This is a genomic window from Novosphingobium endophyticum (assembly GCF_014640675.1).
GTDB lineage: Bacteria > Pseudomonadota > Alphaproteobacteria > Sphingomonadales > Sphingomonadaceae > Novosphingobium > Novosphingobium endophyticum.
Genome location: NZ_BMHK01000006.1, coordinates 66,072 through 91,709, shown reverse-complemented (window position 1 = coordinate 91,709; position 25,638 = coordinate 66,072). Strand labels below are relative to the sequence as shown.

19 protein-coding genes are annotated in these 25,638 nt (G+C 65.5%); 13 read left to right on the top strand and 6 right to left on the bottom strand.

The features are described 5' to 3' along the window. Window positions 1-103 precede the first annotated feature (103 nt). Window positions 104-985, top strand: coding sequence for a 4-hydroxy-tetrahydrodipicolinate synthase (gene dapA, locus IEX32_RS06275; protein WP_188769604.1), 882 nt, complete (start codon window positions 104-106; stop codon window positions 983-985). Between the two features lie 37 nt (window positions 986-1,022). Here dapA and IEX32_RS06270 read toward each other — a convergent pair whose 3' ends face one another. Next, entirely contained in the window at window positions 1,023-2,957 is a 1,935-nt protein-coding gene (locus IEX32_RS06270; RefSeq protein ID WP_308421024.1) for an alpha/beta hydrolase family protein, read from the bottom strand. A gap of 201 nt (window positions 2,958-3,158) precedes the next feature. Here IEX32_RS06270 and IEX32_RS06265 point away from each other — a divergent pair, with 201 nt between their 5' ends. From IEX32_RS06265 to recA, 6 genes are all read left to right on the top strand, one after another. After that, complete coding sequence (locus IEX32_RS06265; RefSeq protein WP_188769600.1) at window positions 3,159-3,608, top strand: hypothetical protein; 450 nt, start codon at window positions 3,159-3,161, stop codon at window positions 3,606-3,608. Between the two features lie 79 nt (window positions 3,609-3,687). Continuing rightward, the gene (smpB, locus tag IEX32_RS06260) at window positions 3,688-4,170 is read left to right on the top strand and encodes an SsrA-binding protein SmpB (RefSeq protein WP_188769598.1); all 483 of its coding nucleotides are present in this window, start codon (window positions 3,688-3,690) and stop codon (window positions 4,168-4,170) included. Next, on the top strand, window positions 4,167-4,733 hold the full coding sequence (locus IEX32_RS06255) for a DUF2062 domain-containing protein (RefSeq protein WP_188769596.1): 567 nt from the start codon (window positions 4,167-4,169) through the stop codon (window positions 4,731-4,733). The genes smpB and IEX32_RS06255 overlap by 4 nt, the downstream gene beginning before the upstream one ends. 76 nt (window positions 4,734-4,809) lie before the next feature. Continuing rightward, a complete protein-coding gene (locus IEX32_RS06250) occupies window positions 4,810-5,364 on the top strand; it encodes a DUF2062 domain-containing protein (RefSeq protein WP_188769594.1) in 555 nt (184 codons plus the stop codon). Next, window positions 5,361-7,799 (top strand): PAS domain-containing hybrid sensor histidine kinase/response regulator family protein, encoded by a 2,439-nt coding sequence (locus IEX32_RS06245; RefSeq protein ID WP_188769593.1) that lies wholly within the window; start codon window positions 5,361-5,363, stop codon window positions 7,797-7,799. The genes IEX32_RS06250 and IEX32_RS06245 overlap by 4 nt, the downstream gene beginning before the upstream one ends. A gap of 111 nt (window positions 7,800-7,910) precedes the next feature. Then, complete coding sequence (recA, locus tag IEX32_RS06240; protein WP_188769591.1) at window positions 7,911-8,987, top strand: recombinase RecA; 1,077 nt, start codon at window positions 7,911-7,913, stop codon at window positions 8,985-8,987. Window positions 8,988-9,537: 550 nt separating this feature from the next. On the opposite strand, the gene IEX32_RS20915 is transcribed toward recA, so the two are convergent. Together IEX32_RS20915 and IEX32_RS06230 are read right to left on the bottom strand one after the other, a co-directional pair. Next, complete coding sequence (locus tag IEX32_RS20915; RefSeq protein WP_188769588.1) at window positions 9,538-10,074, bottom strand: calcium-binding protein; 537 nt, start codon at window positions 10,072-10,074, stop codon at window positions 9,538-9,540. A gap of 456 nt (window positions 10,075-10,530) precedes the next feature. Then, window positions 10,531-11,253, bottom strand: a complete 723-nt coding sequence (locus IEX32_RS06230; RefSeq protein ID WP_188769586.1) for a calcium-binding protein — start codon at window positions 11,251-11,253, stop codon at window positions 10,531-10,533. Between IEX32_RS06230 and IEX32_RS06225 the strand changes: the two genes are divergently transcribed. Together IEX32_RS06225 and IEX32_RS06220 are read left to right on the top strand one after the other, a co-directional pair. Continuing rightward, window positions 11,252-11,701 (top strand): glycosyltransferase, encoded by a 450-nt coding sequence (locus IEX32_RS06225; protein WP_188769584.1) that lies wholly within the window; start codon window positions 11,252-11,254, stop codon window positions 11,699-11,701. The genes IEX32_RS06230 and IEX32_RS06225 overlap by 2 nt on opposite strands. Before the next feature lie 129 nt (window positions 11,702-11,830). After that, window positions 11,831-12,328, top strand: coding sequence for a hemerythrin domain-containing protein (locus IEX32_RS06220; RefSeq protein ID WP_188769582.1), 498 nt, complete (start codon window positions 11,831-11,833; stop codon window positions 12,326-12,328). A gap of 39 nt (window positions 12,329-12,367) precedes the next feature. Here the strand turns inward: IEX32_RS06220 and IEX32_RS06215 are convergent, their stop codons facing one another. Beyond that, entirely contained in the window at window positions 12,368-13,291 is a 924-nt protein-coding gene (locus IEX32_RS06215; RefSeq protein WP_188769580.1) for a tetratricopeptide repeat protein, read from the bottom strand. Between the two features lie 90 nt (window positions 13,292-13,381). Between IEX32_RS06215 and IEX32_RS06210 the strand changes: the two genes are divergently transcribed. From IEX32_RS06210 to IEX32_RS06195, 4 genes are read left to right on the top strand one after another with little or no spacing between them, the layout of a single operon-like run. Beyond that, window positions 13,382-15,856, top strand: coding sequence for a cyclic nucleotide-binding domain-containing protein (locus IEX32_RS06210; RefSeq protein ID WP_188769578.1), 2,475 nt, complete (start codon window positions 13,382-13,384; stop codon window positions 15,854-15,856). Beyond that, the gene (locus IEX32_RS06205) at window positions 15,856-16,722 is read left to right on the top strand and encodes a hypothetical protein (protein ID WP_188769576.1); all 867 of its coding nucleotides are present in this window, start codon (window positions 15,856-15,858) and stop codon (window positions 16,720-16,722) included. The genes IEX32_RS06210 and IEX32_RS06205 overlap by 1 nt, the downstream gene beginning before the upstream one ends. Window positions 16,723-16,729: 7 nt before the next feature. Then, window positions 16,730-18,493, top strand: a complete 1,764-nt coding sequence (locus IEX32_RS06200; RefSeq protein WP_188769575.1) for a cytochrome c3 family protein — start codon at window positions 16,730-16,732, stop codon at window positions 18,491-18,493. A gap of 46 nt (window positions 18,494-18,539) precedes the next feature. Beyond that, complete coding sequence (locus tag IEX32_RS06195; RefSeq protein WP_188769572.1) at window positions 18,540-19,391, top strand: phosphodiesterase; 852 nt, start codon at window positions 18,540-18,542, stop codon at window positions 19,389-19,391. A 129-nt stretch (window positions 19,392-19,520) separates the two neighbouring features. Here the strand turns inward: IEX32_RS06195 and IEX32_RS06190 are convergent, their stop codons facing one another. Continuing rightward, a complete protein-coding gene (locus IEX32_RS06190) occupies window positions 19,521-23,732 on the bottom strand; it encodes an LVIVD repeat-containing protein (RefSeq protein WP_188769571.1) in 4,212 nt (1,403 codons plus the stop codon). Then, window positions 23,732-25,603 (bottom strand): hypothetical protein, encoded by a 1,872-nt coding sequence (locus tag IEX32_RS06185; protein ID WP_188769569.1) that lies wholly within the window; start codon window positions 25,601-25,603, stop codon window positions 23,732-23,734. Before IEX32_RS06185 ends, IEX32_RS06190 begins: the two co-directional genes overlap by 1 nt. Between the last annotated feature and the right edge of the window lie 35 nt (window positions 25,604-25,638).

Genomic DNA, 25,638 nt, shown 5'->3' with positions numbered 1-25,638 from the left:
AAGGCTCCTTATCAGGCGCTGAACGCTTTGGTCCGTGCGAGGTGTCCTGAAAGGAGGGACACCGTCACGGGCCGATCAATGAACGTCAGTCGGGGTAAAGTCCATGTTCTCGGGGTCCATTCCTGCTCTTGTCACACCGTTTCGCGACGGAGCGTTCGACGAGCAGGCCTTTCGTCGTCTGGTCGACTGGCAGATCGAATGCGGCTCCTCGGCGCTGGTTCCCTGCGGCACCACGGGTGAGAATTCCACGCTTTCGAACGCCGAACACCACCGTGTGATCGAGGTCTGTATCGAGCAGGCGGCGGGCCGTGTGCCGATCATCGCGGGTTGCGGCAGCAACGACACGATGAACGCGCTTCTCCACATGAATTTCTCCAAGAAGTGCGGCGCGGCCGCCGCGCTGGTCGTGGCGCCCTACTATAACCGGCCGAGCCAGGAAGGCCTGCTCGCGCATTTCAGCTACCTTGCTGAAAACGCGGAGCTTCCGATCGTGCTGTACAACGTGCCGGGTCGCACCGTCACCGACCTCAGGCCCGAGACGGTGTGCGAACTGGCGCGCCGCTATCCTGACACCTTCGTCGGCATCAAGGATGCCAGCGGTGACCTCAGCCGCGTGACCGATCACCGCCGGGGCATCGGTAAGGACTTCGCGCAGTTGTGCGGCGATGACGAACTGGCGCTGCCGTTCAACGCAGCGGGCGGCGTCGGCTGCATCTCGGTGACGGCGAACGTGGCGCCCCGGCTCTGCGCCGAGTTCCAGGCCGCCTGCGCCGCCAACGACCTCGAGGAATCGCGCAGGCTCAACGACCTGCTCTATCCGCTGCACTACGCGATGTTCGAGGACAGCTCGCCGGGGCCCTGCAAGTACGCGCTGGCCCAGGTCCACGACTGGATCGAGAACGAACTCCGCCTGCCGCTCGTTCCCTGCAACGACAAGGCACGCGCCGCCGTCGACAAGGCACTGGTTCACGCCGGGCTGCTCTGATCGGGCCGTTGACGCCCGGATGACGGCCTGCCTTTGTTCAGTCCGTCGGATTGTACTTTTGAACGAATCGCATTGCCGCGCGCAGCATCTGCTTGCGGGTTTCGCCGCGTGAAAGCCAGTGGTCCTCGCCCTCGAGTTCGATCAGTTCATAAGGTTTGCCGGCGTCCTTGAGGGCATCGGCCATGACGTGGCTTTGCTTGAAGGGCACGACTGTGTCGTCCTTGCCGTGGATCAGCATGACCGGGGCGTCGGCCTGCCTGGCGAATCGGCGCGGCGATATCTCGTCATAGCTCTTGGGATCGCCTAGCTCTTCGCGCAGCGCCCGCCCTGTCATCCGTGACTGGCCGCTTTCCAGGAGGTCGGTCTTGTACATCAGCTCGATGTCCGAAACGCCCGCGACGGATACGGCGCAGCGGTAGTAGCCCTGCTGCAGCGTCACGCCTGCAAGGGCTGCGTATCCACCATAGCTGGCGCCGACGATACAGGCGCGCTTTGGATCGACGATGCCGCGTTTGGCCAGTTCGGCGAGGCCGTCGGTGATGTCGGTCTGCATCTTGCGTCCCCATTGGCCGTAGCCGGCGCGACGGAAGGCATCGTCGCGATTGGTCGAGCCGCGGAAGTTGGGCTGAAAGACCGCGTATCCGTGCGAGGAGAAGGCTTGTGACCACCAGTAGAAGTCCGCTTCGTCATGCGACGAGGGGCCGCCGTGGGGAAGCAGGATTACCGGCAGATTTTTCGCCTCGCGTCCGGGCGGCAAGGTGAGGATGCCGTCCATTTCCAGTCCATCGCCGGCGACGTAGTCGACCGTCGATATAGGGCCGACGTCTTCGGGCAGAATATTCGAGCGTTCGTCACCGATCGGGTCTGCCCTGCGCGTGGCAAGGTTGACCATGTACCAAGTGCCGCTGTCGTTATTCCCGCTGGTACGCACGAGCACTTTCGAAAAGTCGGGAGTCCAATCCATCAGGCGGGGGCTACGGCCGTCGAATGCCTCGAAGATGCGCCCGACCGCCGAATCAACCTTGGGGTCGTACATTACGGTTTTCGGCGTACTGCCGCGTTCACGATAGCCGAAGATGCGGCCCGTGGCCCGGTCGACATAGGTGCGTTCGATTCGAACGTCGGCAAGAAACTCGTCCGGCGAACCGCCGGCCAGCGGAATTTCAAACCAGCGCCGGTTTCCGTCCTGATCCTCGATGGCGTAGACAATCGTCGATCCATCCTTACCGAAACACAGCAGGCTGACGTTGCCGGTCTTGTCCACGCCCCGCGCGATTTCGCGGCCCTTGACGTTCCTGATCCGCCAGAGCCCGTCTCCCTCGGCGACGTCCAGCGTGGCCGCGACGTTGCCTGCGGCATCGATCAGCCAGTCGCTGTAATGATTCTCTGCCGGTGGGCCGGCGGCGCGCTTCGCCCTGTTTCTGGCCAGGTCCACAGCGTATAGCGTCGCTCGCCCGTGGCGGAAGCGCGGGCCGCCCGAGCCGACGTCGAGCGCGATACCACCGAAATAACCCACAGTCGTGTCGTCGATCTTGCGAATGCCGTAGCTGCCGCGTGTGGTGTCAGCGATGCTCGAGGTTCTGGAGAACACGAGCTGCGCGTCGCGGTCCTTCGTCGAGACGATGATGGTCCCCGTCAATTCGTATTTGCTGGCGGTGAAGTAGGGGCCAAGCGATACGGTTGCACTGTTGGTGATGAGCAGGATGTCATCATCCGCCCAGACGAGGCCGCGTAGCTTGGCTTCCCCCGTCGGAGCGTTGATCAGCATGGCGCCGTCGTGGTCCATGGCAATGATCCGCCGCTCGCCCTGGAGCTCGACGATGGTGGCCAGTCTGCCGGTGGGCGAGATCGCCATGTCGGTGACTGCCGGAAGTTCACCATAGGCATCAAGCGGCGGCGGAGCTGCATTTGCGATCGCCGAGGTACCCATGATCGCCAACGCCGCACATCCCAGCAGCATCTTAATTTGCAACGCTTTTCCCCCTTAGGCCGAACGACTTTTCCGGTTATTTGCCGCTACGTGGCAATGGCAAGTGAAAATCTGTTGATCACCGCCAAACGGCGGTGCCGGCCCCGGGTCGGTAATCGCCGTGGCGCCTATTCGGGCCGGGATCTTGCCCGGGGTTCACGCCTGAGGAACACTGCGCTCAGACAAGAGCGACGGAGAGAGATCATGGCCACCACCGCAAGCCAGCAGGCGCCCGCCTCGGGCACATGGACCGACCGTGCGGCCGTTACGGGAGAATACGCGCTGAAGGTTCTGGCCTATACAGACTGCATCAAGCGCACCGTCGAGAAGGCGAAGGAGCCCGGCTTCAACGAATCGGGCTGGGACGAAGTGGCGGCGATGCTCGATACCGCCCGGTTCCGGCGCGTGGGCAACGACAAGGCGGACATGGGCTGGGAAGTCTATCGGGGGCTGCTCATGCAGTGGGGAACGACGACCGACTTCTGGGCCGAATTCCACCGTATCAGCCAGGTGGGAAGCCGCGTTTTCCTGGAGCTGACGGAGCATAACACGCCGCGCGGCGGGGCCGAATCGGTGGTCAACTCCTGCACCGTCTATCAGTTCGACGAGGGCGGAAAGCTGGTCCAGCTCGGCATCTACCTTCAGCACGACTGAAGCTGCCCGAAGCTGACCCACGGATCGTCCGTCAGGGGCGTTTCCTTTTCGTGCGCGAGTCCCTACATGGCGCTCTGACATGGCACGCCCGCAGCACAAGACTTTCGACAAGCAGAAGACCGTCGCGGAAAACCGCAAGGCGCGCTTCGACTATTATATCGAGGATACCTTCGAGGCCGGAATCGCGCTGACCGGCACGGAGGTGAAATCGTTGCGCTTCGGCGAAGGGTCGATCGGCGAGTCTTATGCCGAGATCAAGAACGGTGAGTGCTGGCTGGTGAACTCGAACGTGCCCGAGTTCAGCCACGGCAACCGCTTCAATCACCAGCCCAAACGACCGCGCAAGCTCTTGCTGCACGAGCGGGAGATCGACCGGCTGCAGGGCGCGGTGGAGCGTAAGGGCATGACCCTGGTGCCTCTCTCGGTCTATTTCAACAGCCGCGGCCGCGCCAAGGTGGAACTGGCGCTCGCCAAGGGCAAGAACGCGGCGGACAAGCGCCATACGATCAAGGAGCGCGACTGGAAGCGCGAACAGGGCAGGTTGCTGCGGGAACACGGATGAGCGCGTTGCTGTCCCGCCTGTCCGCCTGGTTACATCGCCAGATGCCGACGCATGCGCAGCTCGAGGCGAATCGCCTGACCGCGCCTTTCGCCCGGAGGCAGGAACTGTTCCGCTTCACCCGCCGCTCAGTGCCGCGCGGGGTCGCGGTGGGCATGTTCATCGGCATTTTTGCGCTGATCCCAGGCGTCCAGATCGTCGGTGCCGCGCTCATGTGCGTGCCGTTTCGCGGAAATATTCCGCTGGCGGCCGCCATGACCTTCATCAGCAATCCCTTCACGACGATCCTGATCATCCTGCCGCTGGCGGTTTCGATCGGCAACAGCTTCGGCTATCATGCGAATGTCGAGACCGTGGAACACCTGGTGAAATCCGGCGCGGGCATCCGGCAGTGGTCTGCCTGGCTGCTTACGGACACCGCACCGGCGATCGTTATAGGATTGTTCGTCCAATCGGTGGTAGCGGCCTTCGTCAGCTATTTCGCCGCCGTCTGGTTCTGGCGGTTCTGGATCGGCCGCAAGCACCGTGCGCGGGGCTTGCGATCGCAAGGGAGTAACGGTGCGTGACACATGCGGCGCACGATGATGGAGCAAAGCTTTGAGCGGAGAGTTCCGGCAAATCGCTGACGCTCTTGCGAGGCGCATGCCCAAGCGCGAGGACTTCGAGCGGAACCGCTGGATCGCGCCGATCGCCCATCGCGTTCTGAGCCCCGAGCTGTGGCGCTTCACGCGCCGCTCCGTGCCGCGCGGCGTGGCGCTGGGGCTGTTCGCGGGCTTCATCGTGCCCGTCGGCCAGATCTTCCTGGCCGCCTTCCTCGCAATGCCCGCGCGTGCCAACGTCTCGATCGCCGCGCTCGTGACTTTCGTGACCAACCCCTTCACCCTGCCGTTCTGGGTGGTTGTGGCGAATCGCGTGGGCCGGTTCATGCTTCACGTCGACCCCACCGGTGTCGCCTCGGCGGTAGGCGCCGGTTGGGGGGCGAGCGGATGGGAAACCTTCGTCTGGTTCGCCCGATCGGCGGCGCTCACGACCATCGGCTTCGTGGTTCTGTCGATCGTTACTTCGGCGCTGGGCTATGTCGTCTCCGGCGTTCTCTGGCGGAGCTGGATCGGGCGCAAACGCCGCGCGCGGCGTGAGCGCCATGCCGCGCGCACCCGGGCCATACGCGAATCGCAAGGCTGCGAGACCGCCGCATGAAGCTGTTGGACGAGGGGCTTCGCCAGTCCCGGCAGACGGACCTCCTGGTTGTCGGTCTTGCCCTGGCGTTCAGCGTCCTTCTCGTCGGACTGGTGGCGCGGGACGCGGTCGTGACTTCGGCTTTCGCCGGCGCGCTCGCCGCGTTTGCGGGACTCGCCTTCATGGTCTCGCGCAGCAGGCCGCAGAAGGCCGAGCCCGAGTTCGCCCTCCCCGACTGGTCCGTGACCGTCGCCGCCATTGACCGGCCCGACATGGCCATTGCCGTCACCGATCGCGCCGGCCGCCTCACGTGCGCCAATGCCAGCTACGAGGCGTGGTTCGGCGTCGGCCATGCCCCGCAGCGCCTGCCGCTCGACGATGCTTCGCTGGAGCGCCTCGCCGATGCGACGCGGGCTGCATGGCGCGACGGCGCCGCGACGGAGAAAGTCTCGGGCAACGACGGTTCCGAAAGCTGGAATATCGAAGTGCGCCGCTCCGGCCGGGGCGACGACTTCCTCGTCTGGTGCATCTCGCCGGTCCGCTCGGTGGACCTGGTTTCCGAACTCGTCGTCCAACTCGACGGCAAGCTCGGCAAGGGGCTTGCCCGCGCCGGGTTCGCCGCCGCGCTGGTCGATCCCGATGGTATGATCCGCGCCGCCAGCACCGGCCTTGCGCTGCACGCGGCCGGCGACGAACTGGCGGACATGACCGGACAGGACTTCGTCTCGCTGCTCAGCCAGGAGGAAGGCGAGCGCATCGGCTGGGCCAAGGATGGCGGCCGGGGCGCGCCGCTGGTGCTTTACCACATACCCGTCGCTGACCCTGATGCGCCGGGCGAACCTGATCCGCACACCACGCCCTCGCTGATGCTGGTGGTCGAGGCGGGGCAGGGCATCGGCGCCAGCGCCGCGGGGCGCGCGGCGGCCCCGCATCTGGAGGCGCTGCTCAGCCAGCTCCCGCTCGGCCTCGCCATGGCGGACCGCGACGGCCACCTGCTCTTCGCCAACCCCGCTTTCATGCGCGCCGCCGGACGCGAAGGGCAGGACCCGCCGACTTACCCGACCGATCTTGTCGTACGCGAGGACAAGCGCGCGCTTTCCGAGTCCATCCGCCGTTTCGCGCAAGGCCCCGCCGCCGCCGGCGACATCGCCGTCCGCCTTTCGACCCTGCCCGACGATCCGGTATCGCTCAGCCTCGCCGGCGTGCGCGGCCTCGGCGAAGCGGCGGTGCTGCTTGGCCTCACCGATACGTCCGAGGAAACCCGCCTCAAGCGCCAGGTCGCGCAGGCTACCAAGATGCAGGCCGTCGGCCAGCTCGCCGGCGGTGTCGCGCACGATTTCAACAATGTGCTGACCGCGATCCTGGGTACCTGCGACCTCATGCTGATGCGTCATACGCCGGGCGATTCGGACTATGACGACATCCAGCAGATCCGTGCCAATTCTAACCGCGCCGCCTCGCTGACCCGCCAGCTTCTCGCGTTCTCGCGCCAGCAGACGTTGCGCCCCGAAGTGCTGCAGCTCCCCGATATCGTCGCCGACGTTTCGCAGATGCTGCGCCGCCTGATCGGCGAGAAGATCCAGCTCGTGGTCACGCATGATCGCGACCTTGGCGCCGTGCGGGCGGACCCGACGCAGCTCGAGCAGGTCATCGTCAATCTCGCAGTGAACGCGCGCGATGCGATGCAGTCACGCGGCGATGGCTCGGGCAAGCTGACCCTCGCCACGCGCAAGGTCACGACCACCGATGTGCGCGCCATGCGCAGCGAGATCATCCCGGCGGGGGAATATACCGCGCTGATCGTCGAGGACACCGGCGGCGGCATCGCGCCCGAGCACCTCGGCAAGATCTTCGAACCTTTCTTCACTACCAAGGAGCAGGGCAAGGGCACCGGCCTGGGCCTCTCGACCGTCTACGGCATCGTCAAGCAGTCGGGCGGCTTCATCTTTGCCGAGAGCGAAGTGGGCAGGGGCACGCGCTTCGTCGTCTACCTGCCGGTTTACCATGTCGCGCCGGGCACGGCGCCAGCGCAGCCCCCGGCGCAGGAGGAAGCCCCGCTCAGCCAGTGGGCAGGCGGCGGACGCATCCTGCTCGTCGAGGACGAGGATCCTGTGCGTCTGGTCGCGGAACGCTCGCTGACCCGCCAGGGCTACGAAGTGACGGTCGCGCGCGACGGAGAGGAAGGACTGGCGATCGTCGAGGAGGGCGGTCAGTTCGACATCGTCGTCTCGGACGTGGTCATGCCTTCGCTCGACGGCCCGGCCATGGCCCGCGAAATCCGCAAGATCGCGCCGCACCTGCCGGTGCTGTTCATGTCGGGCTACGCCGAGGAGCAGTTGCGCAAGGAAATCGGCCTGCCCAACGCCTGGTTCATGCCCAAGCCCTTCTCGGTGCAGCAGCTTTCCGAGAAAGTGGGCGACGTGCTGGCTCGGACGGTAAAGCAGCCGCAGGATTAAATTTTGGGAAAACTCCCGTTGTTCCCCTCTTGTTCACTGGGAACAAACGAGATACACAGTCCCCTGCGACGTTGACCTTTCCGGTCAGGCCGGTAGCAAAGGGGAAGTGGTATGGCTGCTCAGCTCAAGCTGATCCAGGAAGGCAAGGATAAGGACTCCATGGACCGTCAGAAGGCGCTCGACGCAGCGCTCGCCCAGATAGACCGCGCGTTCGGCAAGGGTAGCGCGATGAAGCTCGGCTCGAAGGAGGCGATGCAGGTCGAGGCGATCTCGACAGGCTCGCTCGGGCTCGACATCGCGCTGGGCGTCGGCGGGTTGCCGCGCGGCCGCGTGATCGAGATCTACGGCCCGGAAAGCTCGGGCAAGACGACGCTGGCGCTCCACGTCATCGCCGAGGCGCAGAAGACCGGCGGCACCGCCGCGTTCATCGACGCCGAGCATGCGCTCGATCCGGTCTACGCGAAGAAGCTGGGCGTCGACATCGACGAACTGATCGTTTCGCAGCCCGATACCGGCGAACAGGCGCTGGAGATCGTCGACACGCTGGTCCGTTCCAACGCGATCGACGTGCTGGTGGTGGACTCGGTCGCCGCGCTGGTGCCCCGCGCCGAGATCGAGGGCGAAATGGGCGACAGCCATGTCGGACTTCAGGCCCGCCTGATGAGCCAGTCGCTGCGAAAGCTGACCGGCTCGATCAGCCGCTCGCGCTGCATGGTGATCTTCATCAACCAGCTGCGCATGAAGATCGGCGTGATGTACGGCAATCCGGAGACGACCACCGGCGGCAACGCGCTCAAGTTCTACGCCTCGGTGCGCCTCGACATCCGCCGCACCGGCCAGATCAAGGACCGTGACGAGATCGTCGGCAACGCCACCCGCGTGAAGGTCGTCAAGAACAAGGTCGCCCCGCCCTTCAAGCAGGTCGAGTTCGACATCATGTATGGCGAGGGCGTCTCCAAGATCGGCGAAATCCTCGATCTTGGCGTCAAGGCCGGGCTCGTCGAGAAGTCGGGCGCCTGGTTCAGCTACGATTCGATCCGCATCGGCCAGGGACGGGAGAACGCCAAGACCTACCTGAAGCAGAACCCCGAAGTCTGCGACCGGCTCGAAAAGGCGATCCGTGCGCAGACCGAAGGTTTGGCCGAGGAAATGATGGTCGGCCCTTCGGACGATGACGGCGGCGAATGAGCCGGGTATTTAAGTATTCATGCCTATTCTGATGTTTTGTCTCTATAATTGAAAGTAAACAGGAGGCCGGATAACCGGCCTCTTCGTTTAGCCAAGTCTGTAGTGCTTCCGGGAACGGATTCGCGGGTATTGCGAAACAGGTTCATTCGGGTGTTGGCGCAAGCCGAAATCAGGTGTTCGATGCACCTGTGACGTGCGCGACATGCAACGCCCCAGATGGAGGATGTTTCGCGATGACTGCTTCGATCTCGGGCAAAGCCCCAGTGGTGCAAACCGGCATCGGCGTCCGGTGCGGCACTCTTCCGGGCGCACGCGATCTGCCTCGTCGGTCGACGCGGAAACTTGAGATGGTCTTCGCCAGACGAAACGGCCGCTGGCCGCTGATCGGCCTTGCCTTGTCCCTGACGGTATCCGTTGGGCTTTGGATTGGACTGGCCGCGCTGGTTTTCTGATCCGGCGGACTTGTCGCAGCCGCCAGAGAAGGCGGTTGGGACGCCCTTGTGACGCCCCAACCCGTTCCTGTGTTGTCGATAAGGCGCCTGCGGCCCTATCAGACGACCAGGGTCGCGCCGCTGATGTCGCTGTCGCTCAGGAGCTCGTCGTAAAACGTCACGGTCGTGCTGCCGTACGTCATGATGGTATTGCTGCCCGAGTAGGCCAGCGTGTAGGTTCCACCGTCAGTCAATTCGACCGTATCGAGGCCGGCTTCGAAATCGAACACTTTATCGGTGCCGTCGTCGTTGTCGAAGACGAATACGTCCTGCCAGCCTTCGTTGTCGTTGTCATCGTTGGGATTGTCGCCGTAGAGCACGTCATTGCCGTCGCCGCCATAGACGCGGTCGTTCTGGGCGCCGCCATCGAGCGTGTCGTTGCCGGTGCCGCCCCAGATCTTGTCGTTGGAAGCATCACCTTCAATGTAGTCGTCGCCGTCATCGCCGTAGAGACGGTCGGCGTTGGCGCCGCCGTGGATTTCGTCGTCGCCCGCGCCGGCCTGCACGACATCGCGCGCGCCGCCCGAAAAGATCACGTCGGGATCGGAGGTGCCGGCAAGAATGTCGCCTCCGTCGGTGCCAGTTACAAGAGCCATGGGAACAGTCCTTTCCAATTGAACATTGCCACTCAATCATCTGCCTCGACCACGAGGCGCCGGCGTCCCTGTTCTGGTTTTCGGCGTATCGATCGCATTCAACTTGTCCTGTCGTCCGGCAGGGCGCGTTGTCGGGCACGACCAACCGTGCGAAATTATCGGCGTTTTGTCCGATCAAGCCGCTCGGGATCGGAGCTATTCGAAGTGCTCACGTCGTCACCTGGCGGCAATGCATTCGTTCGGCGCGCCGCATTCATGGGAAACGTACTGGTAATGAGATATTCGGCACTCGGTCCGATCTTGAGCAGGATCGGCGAATTGCCCTGATCGGGATCATAGGCAAAAAAAGAAGGCCCCGACGGTTCCGGGGCCTTCCTGCCGTGTCATTGATCCTGGGCGGTTACCGGGTCCGCAGCCCCCGTCCTGCCACGCCGATTACCGCCCAGTCCCCCCGCGTCAGGCCCAGATCAGCCCAAGTTCCGCCGAACTCATGGCGAGATCGTCGACACCAACACCCTTGATCCGGGCAATTTGCGTCACGCCGCCGTCGTCGTGCATTTCAAGGTACGTGTTCGATCCGGAGGTTACGAACTCGAAGCTCGCGTTGCTGTTGGCGCCGAGCCCCTTCACCAGGATGCGGTCGCCTTCGGCAGCGTTGAAGTCATAGATCGTGTCCAGGCCGTCGAGATCGGCGATGTCGAAGACGAAGGTGTCCGCGCCGGCATCGCCATAGAGCCTGTCGCTGCCGCTGCCGCCATCGATCCAGTCGTCGCCGTCGCCGCCCTTGAGCAGGTCATCTCCCGCATCGCCATAGAGCTTGTCGATGCCGAAATCGCCGTAGAGCTTGTCGGCGCCCTTGCTGCCGTCGAGGAAATCGCTGCCGGTGCCGCCGAGCAGCTTGTCGTCGCCGAGGCCTCCGTAGAGGGCATCGTCGCCGCCCCGGCCGACCAGGGTGTCGTTTCCGCCGTGGCCGTCGATCCTGTCGGCGGCATTGGTGCCGCGGATCTTCTCGCCGGCGGCGGTTCCGGCGAACGCCTTGTCATAGGCGCGTGCCGCTTCGTCGAAGCTCTCCATCGTGCTCGAGCCGTCGCTGTCCGGCCGATCCTTCGTGTCGTCCCCGGTGGAGCTGCCGGTCTCGTCCCCGACAGGTTCGTCGGGCGCGGGCACGTTCGATGCCATGGCGCATCCGCGTCAGGCGGCGATCAGGCTGGTCGTGGCAGGCGGGCCGGACGAAGTGAACTATCGCCGGGCAGGCTGGAGCCCGCCTCCGGGAACGGTCTTCACCGGTGTCGTATCCGACGCCGAACTGCGCGCGCTTTACGCGTCGGCCGCCGTGTTCGTGTTTCCGTCGCTGACGGAGGGTTTCGGCTTGCCGCCTGTCGAGGCCATGCACTGCGGCGCGCCGGTCGTCGCCGCAAGGGCAGGGGCCATGCCGGAAGTCTGCCGTGATGCCGCTCTCCTGGTCGATGCCGGCAATCCGCGTGCCTATCGCCAAGCCATAGAGGCCGTGTTGGGCGATTCCGGCCTGGCCGGGCGCTTGCGCTGCCGCGGCCTGGAACGCGCGGGCAGGCTGTCATGGAATGCGGCGGGTGAGCGCCTGTTCGAACTCGTCCGTCAGCTTGCCTGAGGGCCGGTGTCGGCCGGCGGTACCGGAGCTTCGCGATATGCGCCGAACCGTAGCGGCAAGACGCGGAACAGCGGAACCAAGGGACGATCACGACTGTTCTCCAGACAGTCCGGAAACTGGAGAACAGCAATGACAAAGGCACGTGATACCGACGCCACTCATATCCTTGCCCAGGATCACCGCAAGGTGGAGGATCTGTTCGAGAAATACAGCAAAACGAGCGGCAGGGATGCGAAGGCGAAGCTGGCTAAAGATATCTGCAAGGAACTGAATATCCACACGATGATCGAGGAGGAAATCTTCTACCCTGCGCTGCGCGGCAAGATCGAAGAGGACATGCTCAACGAAGCCTACGTCGAGCATGACGGTGCAAAGGTGCTGATAAACGAGATCGCCGGCGATGATCAGAACGAGGAGTTTTACGACGCCAAGGTCCATGTGCTGAAGGAGCAGATCGAGCACCACGTCGGCGAAGAAGAGAAGCAGCAGGGCAACATGTTCCAGCAGGCGCGGGCGGCCGACGTCGATCTGGACGCGCTGGGCGAACAGATGCTGGCGCGCAAGGAGGAACTCAAGCAGCAGGCCGAGACGCAGGGCCTGCCGGAAGCCAAAACGACCACGATGTAAACTCGATCGCTGGTCGGCGAGATACGGCGCCGAGTTCCGTCAGTCCTGCCGGATGCCCAGGACGGCCGCCTGCTGGCGCAGGTAGTCGGCCTTGCCGGGATTGGCGGCGACGGCATCCGCGAGGGCCTTGCTCGCCTTTTCGGGCTGGTCCAGCGTCTTGCGGCTGCGCATCAGCATGATCCAGCCATCGACGTTGGAGGGATCGCCTTCGAGCCGGGTCTCGAGCCGCGCTACCATGCCTTCGGCCATGGCGCGCTGCTCGCCCGGCGTAATGCCGGCGGCATTGGCAAGGTCATCCGCGCTGGGTCCGGGAATTGCCCGTGCCGCGAGCGGTGTCGACGAGGCCGAGGCGGGTGCGGCCGCCCCTGCTTCGGCCAGCCGGTCCGACACGTCCAGCTTGTGGATCTTCGCCACCTGCTCGATCGTGCGGATGAGATCGCCGCGCCACGGAGCGTCCGGGGGCGTGTCCTTGAGCAGTGCCAGCCAATCGTCGATCGCGCCCTGGTGATCGCCGCCGAGATCGCGTTTCACGGCCAGGAAGTAGCGCGCGCGCGGATCGGCCGGATCGATCGCCACCGCCTTTTCGAAGGCTGCAGCGGCCTCTGCGGGCATTGGATCGCGCTCGCTCGCCATGACGCGCGCTTCGCCCAGCGCGGACCAGAGCAGCGCAGAACCGGGAGCAAGCTGCGTGGCCTTGTCGTAGGCACGCACTGCATCGGCAAAGCGGCCGGCCTCGAAATAGGCCAGACCCAGCCGCTGCCATGTGCCGGAATCCTCGGGAGATTCCCTGGCTGCCTTTTCGAGGTCGCCAATCCCGGCACTCTCGGCCGTTATAGCTTCGCTGGGCGCGTCGTCCCCATCCTGCCGCAGTATCGCCGTACCGATCGCGCCGACCGCGACAAGGCCCGCGATCACCAGCGCGATCCTTTGCGGTCGAAATCTTGTCGCGTTCAGTTGTGTCATCGCGAATTCCCATTCATTACAGTACCGCCGGCTGAGGGGACAGGCCGCTGAATTTGACCGGGCAGATGCGGAATTTCGCACCTGTTTGCAATGATCGGTTGGCACGGCAAGGGGGAAGGTGTGAAGGATCGCGTCCGCATTGCCATTGTTGGCTCCGGCCCGGCGGGGCTGAGCGCCGCGGGCCGGGCGGCCAGGCTGGGCATGAGTCATGTCCTGCTGGAAAAGACCGATCACCTTTCCGACACCATCTTCAAGTACCAGAAGGGCAAGCACGTCATGGCGACGCCTTCCTCGCTGGTGCTGCGTTCGGACTTCGATTTCGATGCGGGCAAGCGCGAGCAGGTGCTGGGCACGTGGGAGGAACAGGCGGCCGCAGGCGCGATCACCGTGCGCTACAATGCCGAGGTCACCAGGATCGAGGGTGAGAAGGGCGCGTTCGTCCTGACGCTGAAGGACGGGGGCACTCTCGAGGCCGAGGCGGTGATCCTCGCCATCGGCACGCAGGGCAATCCGAACAAGCTGCGCTGCGAGGGCGCGGACCTGCCGCACATCCAGTACCAGCTCGACGATCCCACCGAATACATCGACGAGCATATCACCGTCGTCGGCACGGGCGACGCGGGGATCGAGAACGCGCTGGGTCTCGCCGCCGATCCGGCACAGGGCAATGTCGTCACCATCCTCAATCGCGGCGCCGAGTTTGCCCGCGCCAAGGAAGCCAACGTCAAGCTGCTGACGGAGGCGCAGGCAGCGGGACGCGTGATCGTGCGCAACGAGACGACGCCGGCCGAAGTGCGGCCCGGCCAGCTCGTGCTCGACACGCGCGACGGGCAGGAGACGATCCGCTGCGACCGCATCATCGCCCGAACCGGCTCGGCGCCGCCGCGCAAGTTCGTGGAAGACTGCGGGATCGCGTTCACCAGCCCCGAGCGTGAGGCTTTCCCGGTGCTTTCCCCGGTCTTCGAGACGACGCGGCCCGGCATCCACGTGATCGGCGCGCTGGCGGGCTATCCGCTCATCAAGCACTGCATGAACCAGGGCTACGACGTCGTCGAGTTCCTGAACGGCAATACCCGGCTCAAGCCCGCCGACGAACCGATCCTCGCCGAAAAGTTCGCGGCGCTCCCCGGTTCGCGCAGTGTCGACGAATGGCTCGAGCTGCTGGGTAGCCGCATCGAGATATTCCGCGACATCTCGCCGCTGCAGCTCCGCGAACTCATGCTCGATTCCGGTGTTGCTGCCTTTCGCAAGGGCGAGGCGGTGTTCGAGCGTAATGAGATCGGCTCCTCGCTCTTCGCCATTGCCGAGGGTTCGGTGGCGGTCGAGGTCAACAAGGACGATCCCTCGATCACCGTGCCGATCGCGCAGGGCTCGATCTTCGGCGAGGTCGGCCTGATCTCGGGCCGCCGCCGCGGCGCCACGATCCGGGCGGCGGAGGACCTGATCGTCGTCGAATTGTCGCGCTCGGCGGCGCTCAAGATGATGGCGACGGCGCCCGCTGCGGCCAAGGTCGTCAACCGCATCTCGATCGAGCGCCAGCTTCTCCAGATTTTCGGCTCGGGGCTGACGCGGGAGGACGTCGCCGAGCTGGTCGATGGCGCCGAAGTGCAGGAATTGCGCGCGAATGAAGTCCTGATGAAGGAAGGCGACGAAGGCGCCGACATCTTCATCATCCGCCGGGGCTCGATGATCGTCGAGCGCGAGATCGGCGGCAAGCCGGTGTTCCTCAGCTACCTTGCCGCCGGAGCCTATGTCGGCGAAATGGCCGTCATCGACGGTTCGCGCCGTTCGGCGACGGTGCGCGCGGCGATCAAGTCCGAAGTGATCCGCCTTCCCGGCGAGGCGTTCGTCCGCCTGCTCGAACGCAAGCCGCAGCTGAGGCGCAAGGCCTTCGAGGAGATGGAGCGCCGGCGCGAGATCAATGCCTTTGTCGAGGGGCGCAAGGAGAACTTCTCCAGTGTCGTCGACATGTACTCGCAGACCGCGCAGTTCCTCGTCGACAACGGTATCGGCGAAGCGACCGACGTGCTCCTGATCGACGAGACGCTCTGCGTCGGCTGCGACAACTGCGAAAAGGCCTGCGCCGACAGCCACGACGGGCTTTCGCGCCTCGACCGCGAGGCGGGGACGACTTACGCGCACCTCCATGTGCCGACCTCGTGCCGCCACTGCGAGCATCCGCACTGCATGGCCGACTGCCCGCCCAACGCGATCCAGCGCGGGCCGGACGGCGAGGTCTTCATCGACGAGACCTGCATCGGCTGCGGCAACTGTCAGCGCAATTGCCCCTATGGCGTGATCCGCATGGACTCGGTGCCGCCGAAGAAGCCCTCGATCCTCTCCTGGCTGTTCCTCGGCAAGGGGCCGGGGCCGGGCGAGCCGAGCAAGGACTGGCGCAAGAAGCACGCGGAAGGAGCGGAAAAGCCCAAGCAGGCGATCAAGTGCGACATGTGCGCCGGGATCGACGGCGGCCCCTCCTGCGTGCGCGCCTGCCCGACCGGCGCGGCGATCCGCGTTTCGCCCGAGGCATTCCTGTCGGTGGCCAAGCTGGCGGAGGGTGAGTGATGGCGACCCGCACCACAACCGGCCCGGTAGCAGGTCGCGAGTATCGCAGCGATCACGAAGGATTCCTGCGCCATCGCCATTTCCGCTGGCTCAAGATCGCGACCCTGCTCAGCGTGATCTGCATCGCCGCCTATTTCCTCACCGATCCCAGGCCGCGCCCCGGCGGGGGGACGTGGATCGGCTATACGCTGGGCACGATCGGGGCGCTGCTGATCGTCTGGCTTTCGCTGCTCGGCATCCGCAAGCGGGCGATCACCGAAGGGCGCTGGTCGCTGAAGGCGTGGACTTCGGCGCATGTCTATCTCGGTCTTTCCTTGATCGTCGTCGCGACGCTGCACACCGGTTTCCAGCTCGGCTGGAACGTGCACACGCTCGCTTATGCGCTGATGATGCTGGTTATCCTCTCCGGCATGTTCGGCATCTGGGCCTATGCGACGCTGCCTTCCGCGCTCAGTTCCAATCGCGAGCAGATGACGCAAGGGCAGATGATCGACGCCATCCGCGCGCTCGACCGCCAGCTGGACGAGGCGGCGCAGCCGCTGGCGCGGGGGCCTTCGGACCTTGTGCTGGAGGCGCTGGGGGAAGACCCCTTCGCGCCCGGTCTCTGGCGGCGCCTCTCCGGCAACTACCGGAACTGCGCGACGCAGAAGGCGATTGAGGGGCTGGCGCGGCTCGGCGATCAGGACGCGGCCGTGGAGCGCGTCGAGAAACTGCTGGTGCGGCGCAAGGCCCACCTCGAACGGCTCAGGCGGCACATGCGCCTCAAGTCGATGCTGGAAGTATGGCTTTACGTCCACGTTCCGGCGACGATGGCTTTGCTCGCGGCGCTGACGGCCCATATCGTTTCCGTGTTCTACTACTGGTGAGGGCGGCATGACTTTCCGTATCCGCCAGATCGAACGCACCGCGACGGGCCGCGAAATCGTCCGCGACCGCGATGTTGCCGGCGAGACGCTCACCATCGGCCGCTCCGCCGACAACGATGTTCACCTGCCCGACCTGGCGGTGGAACCGCACCATGCCGAGATCACCCAAGCGGCCGGGGGCCGTCTGCGCGTGGAGGCCGTGGGTACGCTCGGCTTCGTGGTTGACGGCGCGGAGACGCGCTCCGCCTCGATCGACAGCATCGGCGGCGCCGAGCTGGGTTTTGGCACCTACCGCCTGACCGTTTCGCGCGAGGATGACGGCGTTGTCCTGCTGACCATCCGCAAGGTAGGGACCGCCGCCACGCGCTCGGGCGATCTCGAGGGCAAGCGCGGCTTCTCGCTAGCGGGCGTTCTGCCGGGCAAGCGCAGGATGTCGTGGGCGCTGGCGGCGATGATCCTGCTCGCCTTCCTCGCCGTGCCGATCGTGAGCAACCTGACGCGTGCCACCGGGCCGGAGGTTGAGAAGAAGGATACGGTCTTCGGCGACAGGAGCTGGAATCCCGGTTCGCTGAGCGTCGCCCACCATTCGCTCACCGACAAGTGCGAGGCCTGCCACGTCAAGCCGTTCGAATCGGTGCGCGACGAGACCTGCCTGACTTGCCACAAGGACGTGCACGACCATGCCGCCCCGGTGCGCCTCGCCGCCGCGCGGGGCAATCTGCCGCTGGGGCAGGCCGCGCTCTGGAAGATCGCGCACGCTTTCGGCAAGGAAGGGCCGGGCGCCTGCCGGGACTGCCACTCCGAGCACAAGGGGCCGACACGGCTGACGGCGCCCGATCAGCAGTTCTGCGCGGACTGCCACGGCCGGCTGAAGAGCAACCTGCCCGATACCCGGCTTGGCGATGCGGCCGATTTCGGCAAGCTGCACCCGCAGTTCACCGCGCGCGTGATCGCCGACCCGGTGAAGAAGCAGGTGGCCTCGTTCCCGCTCGACGGCAAGCTGCGTGAGGACAACGGGTTGTCGTTCCCGCACAAGCTGCACCTCGATCCGCGCGGCGGCGTCGCGCGCATGGCGAAGAACATCGGCGCTGAGCGCGGCTATGGCGCCGGCGGCCTGCAATGCAAGGATTGCCACCGCCCCACCGAGGAAGGCGTGCGCTTTCAGCCAATCGAGATGGAGCGCGACTGCGAGGGCTGTCACAGCCTCGCCTATGAGCGCGTCGGCGGCATCGTCCGGCGCCTGCGTCACGGCGATGTCGAGCAGCTCACGGCCGATCTTCTGGCCGCTGATCGCGGGCGGCCTTTCGTCTCGAACCGCAAGCGGCCGGGCGAGTATGGCGAGGGCGGGCTCTACCGCTTCCGCTCTTCAGGCTCCGGCTGGCCGGGACTGAAGCTCAAGACGGCGCTATCCGACAAGGGGGTCTGCGGCGAATGCCACCGGCCCATGACGGTGAACGGCATGCCCGGCGTCGTCCCGGTTTCGCTGCCGGCGCGCTATTTCGATCACGGCTGGTTCGATCACGCCGCGCACAAGCAGGAGAAGTGCACCACGTGCCACGCGGCTGATACCTCGACCAGCGCATCGGACGTGCTACTGCCGGGGATCAAGACCTGCCGCACATGCCACCTCGGCGAGGATGCGCCGAAAACAAAGGTGCCATCGGGCTGCGCGATGTGCCATGGTTATCACATAATCGCGACGGGGTCGGCGGACCGTAAGCCGGACGTCAACCCGTCGTCTCCTATGAAGGCCGCGCTTCGAAGGGAGTAATCGAGAGCATGAGGGGGACTACCGGATTTTCGTCGGGAATTCCGACGTGCTGATCGCGCAGATCACGGATCTGCACATCGGCTTCAGCGGCACCGCCTCGGGAGGCTACAACACGCATCGGCTGCGGGCGGTCATCGAACGCCTGGTGGAGGGGCCGAACCGCCCGGACCTGCTCATCATGTCGGGCGACATGACCGAGTTCGGCGATGCGCCCAGCTACGCGCGGCTGGCCGAGATGGTGCGGGGCTGCCCGTTCCCGGTGGCGCCGATGGTCGGTAACCACGACGCGCGCGAGGCCATGCTGGCGGCTTTTCCGGATTGCCCGACCGGCGACGGCTTCGTGCAATATGCGCTCGATCTCGGGCCGCTACGGGTGCTGGTGCTCGATACGCTGGAGGAAGGGCGCCACGGCGGGGCCTTCTGCAAGCGGCGGGCTGCGTGGCTTGCCGGCGAACTGGCGGCGCACCCCGGGAAACCGACGCTCATCGCCATGCACCATCCTCCGTTCGAAAGCGGCATCGCCTGGCTCGACACCGACGAACGCGAGGACTGGATCGTGCGGCTGGCCGAGACGGTGCGCGGGCACGGCCAGATCAGGGGCATCGTCGCGGGGCACCTGCACCGCACGATCCACGCGCTGTGGGAGGGGATCCCGGTGGCCGTCACCGGCTCGACCGCCGCCACGGTCGCGCTCGATCTCAATCCCGTCGATCCCGACAAGCCGGACGGGCGGGCGATGATTACCACCGAACTGCCCGCCTATGCGCTGCACCGCTGGGATGGTCGGCGGTTGGTCTCGCACGTCGAGAGCGTCGGCGCGCTCGATGTGCTGGCGCGCTATGATAGGGGCTTTCAGGAGACCGTGCGCCTGATCGACGCGGAGCGGCGCGAGGGATGAATTTCGGCAAGTACCACGTCATCCCGGACTTGCTCCGGGACCGGTGGCTGTCGTTCGGCGCGTTCTCACGGCAAGCCGCGCGTAAACACCGCCACCGGTCCCGGAGCAAGTCCGGGATGACGGTTCGGTTTACCTCGGCCGCATCGGCACCCACACGCTCATGTCCACCTCGTCGGTCACCTTGAACGGCACGCCGCGCCGGTTGAGGAACAGGCGCTCCATCTCCGCCCGCGTGAAAGGCCGCGAACCGAGGCGGCCGAAGACCGCCATCTGGCCTCCGGTTTCATCGACCGCGCGGTCACGGTCGAGTCCCTTGGACAAGGCGCGGGCGGGGGAGGGCGTCCTGGCCCAGGCGACCAGTTCGGGCTTGGGCGCGGGAGAGAAGCCGTAGAAGTTCGGCTGGCTCGATGGTGAGGTGAGCTGCAGCACCTTGAGGCCGTTCCGGCCGTCCGCGACATAGGCGAAGAGCGAGGCATTGGTCGAGCCGACCACCACGTCCTCGGCATCGCTGAGCTGCCCGGCCAGCGTCACTTTCTGGTAGAGCCTCGGGCGCGGCGGGCTGCGCACGTCGACGATCACGAGACCGTCCTGCTTGGCCGCGACATAGGCATAGGTGCGCGCGACGTAGACGCGCCGCGCGTCGGCCAGCGGCACCGTGCCCGAAGGCACCGCGATGGGATCGCGCAGGTCGGTCACGTCGAAGAGCTTGAGCCCCTCGCGGTCCGTCACCCAGAGATAGCGGAACTGCACGGTGCTTGCCCGCGCGTCGTCGAGCGGACGCACGGCGGCTAGCCGCGGGCGGAGCGGGTCGGAAAGGTCGACCACGACGAGGCCGGCCCTGGCGGCGATATAGGCGATGTCGCCGGCAAGCACGATGTGGCGTGCTCCGGCCAGCACATTGTCCGGGTTCCACGTCACCGCGCGTCTGAGCTTGTTGTTGCGCAGTTCGCCGTCCGCCATCGTGTCGACATTGACGAGGATCAGGCCTTCCTCGCTGTCGGTGATCGCGGCGTAGCTGTAGATCGGCCGCATCGGCTGCTCTTCGTTCGCCTCCAGCAGGTTCAGCGTCGTGCCGTCGGCCTGCATCACCGCGTTGCCTTCGGTGTCCTTGAGCACCGTCGCTTCCATAGTGCGGTTGCGCGTGGGCGCGACGGGCTGGTTGGTCGCCAGCGCCATGCAGGTCGCGTTCTTCGTCTTCACCCGCGTCTTGTGGCCGAGCGGCGAGAACGGCGCCGAGACGACCGCGTCGGAGAAGCCCTTGTTGCCGACCGAGGCGACGTCATAGACCGCGAACCCGCCCTTGCCCTGCGCCGCGAACATGTACTCGCCGCGAAGTTGCAGGCATCCCACGGTGTCGCTCGTGCCCTGCACGACATTGCGGAACTGCTCCATTGAACGCGTCTCGCCCGACAGGTTCGCGTCGAACGTCTTGCCGCGCGTCCAGTTCTTCAGCTCGCGCCCGTTCTGCCCGACGTGGAGCTGGTAAAAGTCGGGATAGGCGTATGTGTGCAGGTAGGAGCCGAGCACGGCCTGCGGCTCGTCCCACTCGGTCACGCGCACCGCCTCGAAGCCATCCTCGAGGCCGACCCAGGCATTGAGGCCGATGAAGTTGACGAAATTGGTGCCCAGCAGCAGCGTCTGCGCCATGATCGCGTTGTTGTCGTCCGCTTGCGAGAGGTGGCAGTCGGTGCAGGTCTTGGTCTCGGTGAGGCGAACCGTATGCGGGAAATGCGGCGCGAAGGCCTGGCTGGAATAGCCCGCCGCGCTGACCGGCGGCTGCTGGATATAGATGCGCTCGCGGTTGGCGTTGGTGGAGGAAAGCACCAGCGCCGAAGTCGAGCGGATTGGCGCCACCTGCGCGCCCTTGGTGGTCATGTGCTTGCCGAGCTGGAACATCTCGTCGCGGGCCACTTGCGGGTTGTAGGTCGCGAAGTTGCGCGTCTCCTCGCCCTCGTAGTGGTGCGTGGAGGTCTTCCAGTTGGCCTCGATCGGCAAGTGGCAGCCGCCGCAGCTTGTCGTCCAGGAGAGGTGGCAGGTGAAACAGGCCATCTCTCCGTCCTTGTGCGCGCGATCCTCGAAATCGACGCCGGGACCGAATGAGAACGAACCGTCGTCCGCGCCCGACTTGCTCATCAGCTTGGCGCGCGCGGCCTTGGCGTTGAAGGTCGGGAAGGCCGGATCGACGCTGTTCTTCACCAGCGAGACATCCCACGAAAGCTGCGGATCGACGATCGAACGCTGGATGAGCCGTCTGCGACCGGATTCGTCGGTGCTCCATTCGAAGCGGCGCTGGCCGTCGGGGTTGCGCAGCAGCGCGAGGTTGTTGCCCTTGGGCGGCGCTGCAGGGCCGCTGGTGAGCAGCGTGGGATAGGCATCGGCGGTGCCGTGGCAGTCCTTGCAGCCGATCTCGACGGCATTGGCGACTTCGCCATAGATCAACCCGTTGCCGTGGGCGTCCTGCGAGAAGTGGCAATCCGCGCACTGCATTCCCTTTTCGGCGTGGATGTCCATCATGTGGACCGTCTTGCCGGGGTTGGTGCCGACTGGCACGAACTTGCCTTCGCCCGCCTTGCGCCACTTCTCCGGATCGTCGGGCGAGACGATGTGGTCCTTGTCGGTGCCCCAGGTCGCCTGATTGCCGCCCGCGTCGAGCAGGTTGCCCTCGCGGTCGCGCTTGAAGATGGCGCGGAAGTTCCAGCCGTGGCCGTGGTAGTCGGCGAACTGCGTGTCCTTCAGCTCGGGATTGAGGTCGTAGACGTTGCGCAGGAAGTCGAGGTCGGCCCACTTGCCCTTGGGCGCGGCACCCTCGGGATTGCGCTCCAGAACCTTGTGGACTTCGGCGGCGGTCGGGTATTTCTGCTTGTCCGGCCACATTTTCGGCGCGTCGGACTCGTAGTCCCACATGGTATAGCCGAGGTAGGAATTCAGGAAGATGTTGGGCTGGTGCATGTGGCAGTTCATGCACTGCGCGGTCGGGATCGCGCGGGTGAAGACGTGCTGGAGGGGGTGCCCCTTCTCGCGCGGGTCGGCGGGTTTGGCGATGCTGTGGCCGTCATCCTCGTGCCCGGTCTTGAGCTTGCCGTGGCCGTTCTCGTTGCGGTGCTTCAGCGCGGCGATAGTCGGGTCCGTGGTGATCGTCTGCCCGTCGCGCCCGAGCGGGGCATAGATCAGCGAGTGGCGCGGCTCGCGGTCGTTGGCGTAGATCACATGGCAGGAGGTGCAGCCCGAGGAGCGATAGTCGCCCGGCTGGTCGTTGGTACCCATGAACCAGGTAAACGGGTCGTTGAGGCGCGTCTTGTGGATGTTGAGTACGGGGATCGCGACGCGCAGGCCGGTGCCGGGCCCCCGGTTCGACTGCTTGAGGTCCGGGCGGCCCGGTTCGTCGAGGCGCTGGATCGAGCCGGTCGGGTTGGGCAGGCCGACTTCGGCGAAGACGGAGTTGTTCACGCGCCCGCCGCGCTCGAAGACGCGGAAGACGTCGCCGGGCGGGACCACGTTCCAGCGCGGCAAGGGATACAGCGCGGCCAGCGCACCGCGCGCCTTCTGATCGTCGGTCAGCGTGCCCGGCGGATCGCCGGGGGAGACGACCTTCGCCGGCTCACCTTCGCGGGTAAAGGCCTCGCCGAAGATGTAGTTCTTGTAGGGAATGATGCCGTTGTTATAGGCCGCGCCGCCCCAGAGCATCGCGCCGGAGGCCATCAGAGAGCGCTCCGCCGCTTCGATCACGGGCAAGTGGCAGGCACCGCAGCTTTCGCGGGCGACGCGGTAATCGCCGGGATTGACGAAGCGGATGTATTCGGGCGCTTCCTTGTTGAGCAGGGTGTAGCTGCGCTGAGGGTTGGCGGAACTCGGCCAGTGCCAGGATTCCGGATACTTCGGCAGCACATGGGCCCTGTCGCGCGCGGCGATGTATTGCGGATGGTCGAAGCCGAGGGCGGGGCGCCCTTCGATCCGGGCATTGCCGCCGTGGCAGTCGGTGCAGCCGAGTTGCACGGCCGGGCTGGCGTGCATCGACGGGGCATCGGAAGCGGTGTGGCAGGAGAGGCAGCCGGCGGACTTGAGTCTGACGTCTGCGACGCTCTGCCCGGCAGGCGCCGCCGGCGCGCGAACGAGCGAATAGTCGCGATCGACCGGCTTTTCCTCGTCAGCCGCGAGGAGATGGCCTGCGGGGATGACGAGGGCGAGGAGCGCGAAAGCGAGGAGTATTCGTCTTCCCGGGCTCGCCCCGGGACCGCTGGCGGTCTTCAGGCACTGCCTTGCCGGGCGCGCCGCCGAAAGGTCGCGCCTGAAGACCGCCAGCGGTCCCGGCGTTCGCCGGGATGACGAGATTGCCCAACGCATCAGTAACTCACGATCAGGTTGGCGAGGACCGAGTAATAGTTCCGGTTGCCTTGCGAATTGTCGAACAGGTCGCGAAAGCCCTTGCCGGGCACAAGCGCGGCGGCGCTCAGCCGCATGACGATGTTCTGCGTCGCCTTGGGGCGCCAGATCGCAGCGGTGGAAAGGTCCCAGCCGATGTCCTTCGGGATCGAGCCCTCATTGCGCAGGGTTTGCAGCGTCGCGGTATTCTCGAACCACAGGTGGTTGGCATTGGCCGAGACGCGCACTTCCGGGGAGAGGTCGAAATCGGCCCCGGCGCCCACCAGCATCGTGCCCGGATTGTTGAAGTTCGACTGCCCCTGTTCCTTCGACGAGCGCAGCGAATTGAGAATGCCGTTGCGGCCGTTGACGCTGACGGCGCGCCCGCCGCCGGCGAAGGGGATCGTCTGGCGGATCCAGTAGCTCGTGTCCGCGCCGGCGAAGATCGGGTTCTCGAATACCGCGTCGAAGCCGGTTTCCTTGCCATCGTAGGGATCGCCGTCGCCGCTGGCGTAGAGCGCGGAGAGGCGAAAGCGCATCCAGTCCTTGTCGTAGCTCAGTTCAGCCGCGCCGAAGAAGGCGCGGATATCGGCCTTCCGGTCGGTGAAGAAGCTGTTGCGGTCCTCGCCCAGCGCGGCGTAGGTCGAGGCGGTCAGGTTGATCCGGCCCACGCGCCCGTCGGCGTTGTAGCCGAGGTAGAACACGTCATAATCGCGGCCCCGCAGCGTGCCGAGCAGGGCCGGGCGGACCGGAAAACCGTTGTCGTCGATCTCGATCTCGTCGCCCTCGCGGTTGCGATTGTACGCTAGGGTGATCTGGCTGGTCAGGCTGGGGATCAGGAAGTCCTGACGGTAGATGTTGGCGACGAAGAGGAAATCGTCACGCGGGCGCTGGACGACCGAGTTCAGGCCGGAATTGGTATCCTTCTCCAGCCGCCAGAACGCGGCGAGGTTGTACTGCACGCGGTTGTTGTCGCGATTGCCGAAGAAGCGCAGGCCGAGCTGGTTGTCGTTGAACAGGAAACCGCGAAAGTCCGACTGGAAGGGCTGGATGCCGAGGCGCACGGAATCGAAATCGTAGCGGTCCGAGACGTTGCGGATGTGATAATCGACGAACAATTCCTGCACGCCGAGGAAGTGGTCGGCGCGGTGCGATGCCTTGCTCGGCTCGACATGCAGCACGCGCCGCTCGGGCACGTTGACGTAATTGTAGTTGAAGGCGAGCGCCACGCGGTACTCGACGTCCGGCGGCTTGAACGCGGTATTGCCCTTGGTCAGGCTGGCGCCAACGATGACGGTCTGTGAGAAGACGAGGCTGGCGTCCTTGCCGAAGACATCGAGCGAGCCGGGGCGCTCAGTGGTCTGCACGCCGACCGGGATCGGGAACGTGCGCGGCTCCAGCACGGTGTCCGAGATCACGTTGAGGCCGAAGAACCAATCGTCGCCGGTGATCGGCAGCCAGGGCACCTTGGCGCGGTCGATCGGGCGGTCGCCCTTGTGCGTGTTCTGGTGGTAGGGATCGAACCAGCGTTCCTTGACCACGCCCAGCGTCTCGATCAGGCGCCAACGGTCGGGAATCGGTACCTGATCGGTGGGAAAGGCCTCGGGCGGCGGCGCGCGCACGGCGCCGGGATTGTCCTGCGTCACGCGCTCGGGCAGCGGTGCGTTGTAGCCGGGACGGCGGCGGCCCTCGATCACGCCGGGGTCGACATCCTCGGGCGCGGTTTCCGTGCCGGGGGGATCGATCACGGGGGGCTCCGCCTCCTGTTCCTCCTGCCCGTACTCGGGCGCGGGCAACTCCTGCGGAGCCGCCTGCGCCGTGGCGAGGGGGATGAAGAGGACCGGGAATCCCACTAGAGACTGGCCCGTCCACAAGGAAACAGCCCCCA